This is a genomic window from Leifsonia sp. KNZ12-8B (assembly GCF_056755495.1).
Genome location: NZ_JBPGXM010000201.1, coordinates 1 through 4,548 on the forward strand (window position 1 = coordinate 1; position 4,548 = coordinate 4,548).

The 4,548-nt window shown below is 72.9% G+C and carries 8 protein-coding genes; 6 read left to right on the forward strand and 2 right to left on the reverse strand.

Annotated features, from left to right (window positions below):
• The 3 genes from ACR9ZG_RS18185 to ACR9ZG_RS18195 form a co-directional block, all read left to right on the forward strand.
• Positions 1-891: dihydrolipoamide acetyltransferase family protein (locus tag ACR9ZG_RS18185; RefSeq protein WP_481286251.1), on the forward strand; the 891-nt coding region annotated here is incomplete at its 5' end.
• A 9-nt stretch (positions 892-900) separates the two neighbouring features.
• Positions 901-1,023, forward strand: a complete 123-nt coding sequence (locus tag ACR9ZG_RS18190) for a hypothetical protein (RefSeq protein WP_481286252.1) — start codon at positions 901-903, stop codon at positions 1,021-1,023.
• A gap of 30 nt (positions 1,024-1,053) precedes the next feature.
• Positions 1,054-2,013 (forward strand): DMT family transporter, encoded by a 960-nt coding sequence (locus tag ACR9ZG_RS18195; protein ID WP_481286253.1) that lies wholly within the window; start codon positions 1,054-1,056, stop codon positions 2,011-2,013.
• 19 nt (positions 2,014-2,032) lie between these two features.
• On the opposite strand, the gene ACR9ZG_RS18200 is transcribed toward ACR9ZG_RS18195, so the two are convergent.
• Entirely contained in the window at positions 2,033-2,611 is a 579-nt protein-coding gene (locus ACR9ZG_RS18200; protein ID WP_481286254.1) for a nitroreductase family protein, read from the reverse strand.
• Between the two features lie 14 nt (positions 2,612-2,625).
• A complete protein-coding gene (gene msrB / locus ACR9ZG_RS18205) occupies positions 2,626-3,030 on the reverse strand; it encodes a peptide-methionine (R)-S-oxide reductase MsrB (protein WP_481286255.1) in 405 nt (134 codons plus the stop codon).
• A gap of 191 nt (positions 3,031-3,221) precedes the next feature.
• Between msrB and ACR9ZG_RS18210 the strand changes: the two genes are divergently transcribed.
• The 3 genes from ACR9ZG_RS18210 (at position 3,222) to ACR9ZG_RS18220 (ending at position 4,439) form a co-directional block, all read left to right on the forward strand.
• Positions 3,222-3,485 (forward strand): DUF3263 domain-containing protein, encoded by a 264-nt coding sequence (locus ACR9ZG_RS18210; protein WP_481286256.1) that lies wholly within the window; start codon positions 3,222-3,224, stop codon positions 3,483-3,485.
• Between the two features lie 17 nt (positions 3,486-3,502).
• A complete protein-coding gene (locus tag ACR9ZG_RS18215; RefSeq protein ID WP_481286257.1) occupies positions 3,503-4,066 on the forward strand; it encodes a LytR C-terminal domain-containing protein in 564 nt (187 codons plus the stop codon).
• Between the two features lie 169 nt (positions 4,067-4,235).
• On the forward strand, positions 4,236-4,439 hold the full coding sequence (locus tag ACR9ZG_RS18220) for a cold-shock protein (protein ID WP_301211979.1): 204 nt from the start codon (positions 4,236-4,238) through the stop codon (positions 4,437-4,439).
• The last annotated feature ends 109 nt before the right edge of the window (positions 4,440-4,548 follow it).

Sequence of the window (4,548 nt, forward strand, 5' to 3'; positions counted from 1 at the left end):
GGCATCGACCTGTCCTCGCTGCGCCCCACCCGCCCCGACGGCGTCGTCACCCGGCACGACGTGGAGGCGGCGTTCGCCCCGAGCGTGCCTCCCGCCTCCACGGGCCCCGCGGTCGCCGACGCATCCGGCGCCTCCACCGCCTCCACCGCCGATCCCCGCACCGGCCTGGGCATCGCCGCGACCACGCCGTTCTCGCGCTTCCGCCGCACGGTGGCCGAGGCGATGACGCGCAGCCGCTCCGAGATCCCCGAGGCGACGGTCTGGGTGGACGCCGACGCCACCGACCTCTGGGAGGCCCGCCGCCGCCTCGTGGTCGACGGACGCGCGCCGTCCCTCCTCTCGTTCGTGGCGCGGTTCGCGCTGGCCGCACTCACCCGACGGCCCGAACTCGCCGGCCGGGTCACCGCCGACGGCGCCGGGCTCGAGACCTTCGACGGCGTCAACCTCGGGGTGGCGGTCGACACCCCGCGCGGGCTGGTGGTCCCCGTCGTCCGGCGCGCCGACCGGTTGAGCGTGCGGCAGCTCGACGCGGAGATCGTCCGCCTCGGCGACGCCGCCCGTGCGGGCGAGCTGCCGCCCGCCGACCTCACCGGCTCCACCTTCACGATCAACAACTACGGCAGCCTCGGCGTCGACGGCAGCGCCGCCATCATCAACCACCCCGAGGTCGCCATCCTCGGCATGGGCCGGGTGCTCGAGCGGCCCTGGGTGCTCGACGGCGCCGTCGTCCCGCGCAGGATCGTGCAGCTCTCGCTGGTCTTCGACCACCGCGTCACCGACGGCGGCGTCGCCGCGGGGTTCCTGCGCGAGGTCGCGGATGCGATCGAGTCGCCGCTGGCCGTCCTCGCCGACGCCCCGCCGCCCGCTTCCGCCGCCGGGCCTGCGGCGTAGGGTGAGGGCATGAGCGACAAGAAGCACGACGACGACCGCGACCTGAGCGTGGAGAAGGAGGTCGCGCCCGAGGAGGCGATCGACTGGCTCCCGCAGCCGGAGCCGACCGACGGCGAGGCGCCCGCGCCGTAAGCGTCTGCACGCGGGCTTAGGGTGGGAGGAGTGACCGCCCGCCCCTTCCCGCACTGGCTCGCCCTGCTCTTGGCCGTCCTGTGCGGCGGCGGTGTCGCCCTCCAGTCCCGTATCAACGGCGAACTGGGCAAGCGTCTCGGCGACGGCTTCGCGGCCGCCGCCATCTCCTTCGGCTCCGGCCTCGTGATCCTGCTCGTGGCTCTCGCCATCGCGCCCGCCGGTCGCCGCGGCCTGCGCCGGGTGGCCGCCGCGCTCCGGGGGCGGGAGCTGCGCTGGTGGTACGTGTGCGGAGGCGCCGCCGGATCGTTCCTGGTGCTCTCGCAGGGCCTCGTCGCCGCGGTGCTCGGCGTCGCACTGTTCACCGTCGCCGTGGTCGCCGGGCAGACCGTCAGCGGGCTCGTGCTCGACCGCATCGGCCTGGGCCCCGGCGGACCGCGTCCGCTCACCCCCTCGCGCATCGTCGGCGCCGCCATCGCGCTGATCGCCGTGCTCTGGGCGGTCTCGGCCCAGCTCGGCGGCAGCGTGCCGGTGTGGATGATGCTGCTCCCGCTGATCGCCGGGCTCGGGATGGGCTGGCAGCAGGCGGTCAACGGTCAGGTCCGCGTGCTGGCCGAGAGCGCCCTCACCGCGACCTTCATCAACTTCCTCGTCGGGACGGTCGTCCTGGTGGTCCTGCTGCTCGTGCACGTCGCCCTCGTCGGGCTGCCGGGACCGCTTCCGGCCGAGCCGTGGCTCTACATCGGCGGCGCGATCGGCTGCGTCTTCATCGCCGCCAACGCGCTGCTCGTACGCATCACGGGCGTGCTGCTGCTCGGCCTCGCGACGGTGGCCGGCCAGCTCATCGCCGCGCTCCTGCTCGACCTGCTGCTCCCGAGCTCCGACGTCGGCGTCCCGTTCTCGACGATCGGCGGCACGCTGCTCGCCATCGTCGCGGTCGGCGTCGCCAGCATCCGGTGGGGGTCCCGCCGCACCCGGCCGGGCCAGCTCTGACGCGCAGCCCCGGCCGCGCTCAGTCGAGCACGCTCAGGAAGCGGGAGGGGTCGATCGCCTTGCGGTGACCCTCCCGGCTCTCCTCGGGGATGCCGCCCACGTACAGCCAGCCGAGCAGCCGCTCGTTCTTCGCCAGGCCGTGCATCCGGTGCACCGCCTTCGATCGGGTGTGGTGGCCCGTGCGCCAGATCACGCCCCAGCCGGCGTCGTGCAGCAGCAGGCTCAGGAGGTGCGCAACGCCGGAGGCGACAGCGTCCTGCTCCCAGCCCGGCACCTTCTCGCTCTTCGTGCGCACGGCCACGATCGCGAGCAGCAGGGAGGAGCGCAGCGGCTTCGCAGCGAGCTTCTCGGCGTCGTGCCCGCTGACCTTCGCATCCTTCACGAACGCCTCGCCCAGGCGAACGCGCGCGTCACCGCGCAGCTCGATGATCCGCCACGGATGCAGCGCGCTGTGGTCGGCCACGCGGCCCGCCGCCGCCACCAGCGGCAGCAGCTCCTCGTGCGTCGGGGCATCCGGCGTCACGCGCGAGTACGACCGGCGCGCGGCGACCCGCTCGGGGAGGCTCGCCGCAGCCGCCTCACCGCCCGCCGAAGTCACTGCGCCGGCCCGGGTCACTGCGCGTCGGGCGTGAACTCGAGTGCGATGGAGTTCATGCAGTACCGGTCACCGGTCGGCGTGCCGAACCCGTCGGGGAAGACGTGCCCCAGGTGCGAGCCGCAGCTCGCGCAGCGGACCTCGGTGCGGACCATGCCGAGGCTCGTGTCCTCGATCAGCTCCACCGCCTCCGGGCGCACAGACTCGTAGAAGCTCGGCCAGCCGCAGCCGCTGTCGAACTTGGTGCCCGACTTGAACAGCTCGGCGCTGCACGCCGCACAGGTGTAGAGGCCGGCACGGCTCTCGTCGAGCAGCTCGCCCGTCCACGGGCGCTCGGTCGCGGCCTCGCGCAGCACGGCGTACTTGTCCGCGTCGAGCTCCTCGCGCCACTGCTCGTCGGTCTTCGAGACCTTGTAGTCCATGCGTGTTCCTTTCGGTCAGTCACCACCCTAAACGGGGCCGGGCGGCGGCCTGTTCCCTGTTTCGCCAGGTTCCGCCCGCCGGCTTCCGACGTGCCGCCGGCAAAGGGCCAACACACAGGACGCGGCCCCTAGGATGATCGGCGAGCGTGGCGCGAGACGACACCGGTACGGCGAGCGGAAGGCGGGAGCGCGTGGCCGAGGCTGCAGGTCTGTCCGATCGGGAGGCCGCCATCCTCGACTTCGAGCGCCGCTGGTGGCGGCACGCCGGAGCCAAGGAGCAGGCCATCCGCGAGGAGTTCGGACTCTCGGCGGCCCGGTACTATCAGCTCCTCGGGGCGCTGATCGATCGCCCGGACGCGCTGAAGCACGACCCGATGCTCGTCAAGCGGCTGCTCCGCCTCCGCGAGGCGAGGACGGCCGCCCGCCGCAGCAGGACCCTCCTGCCCGGCGACTGACCAAGGAAAACCAGACGATGGCAGAGAAGTTCCCCACGGACCGGTTCGACGACATCCCGGAGGGGCTGGAGCGCGTCGGCGCCCACCGCGCTCCGCGTCCGCGCGGCCGCGCCTGGATCGCGGTCGGCTGGGCGGCGCTCGCGACCATCGTGCTCGTCGGCGCCGGCATCTTCGGCCTGTCGCTGATCAACGGCGCCATCTCGTTCAGCGGTCCCACCAACTCGGCCACCGCCTCCGGTACCGCCGGGACGCCGACCCCCACCCCGACCCCGACGCCGACGATCGTGCCGACCGTCGACCCGAGCCTCACCGTCAACGTGCTGAACGGCACCGCCACCGAGGGTCTCGCCGGGACCGTCAGCGACACGCTCACGGCCGCCGGCTGGAAGGTCGGCGCGGTCGCGAACGCCGACCGCACCGACGTCACCCAGACCGTCGTCTACTATGCGGACCCGGCGAAGCAGGCCGCGGCGCTCGGGGTCGCCCAGTCCCTCCCCGGGGCCGCCGTCCAGCAGACGCAGGACTTCGCCGACACGGGCGCCGACATCACCGTCGTCGTCGGCACCGACGCCGCCGGCTGATCCCCGTCCGGGCGCCGCACGCCCGTTTTTGTTTCGCGCGTGTTTAACTTCCGTCGGATTCGCGAATTCTTCCCGAAAACACTGGCGAATACTGGCATTGCACGCATTAGGATCGGGATTCAACGCACGGCGCTGGACCGGGCGAGCGACACAGCAATGGGAGTAATGCATGGCGAACGGGACCGTGAAGTGGTTCAACGCTGAGAAGGGCTACGGATTCATCACCGTCGACGGTGGGGGACAGGACGTGTTCGTCCACTACTCCGCGATCGACATGAACGGCTACAAGGTGCTCGAGGAGGGCCAGCAGGTCCAGTTCGAGGTCGGAACGGGCAACAAGGGCCCGCAGGCCGAGTCGGTGCGTCCGCTGTAGTACGCAGCGATCGGAAGACCACGGAGCGGGGGCGCCCCCCCGGCGGGGGCGCGGGAGAGGGGGGAGCCCCCCCCCCCCCCGGCGGCGCCGCCCCCCGGGCGGCGGCGCG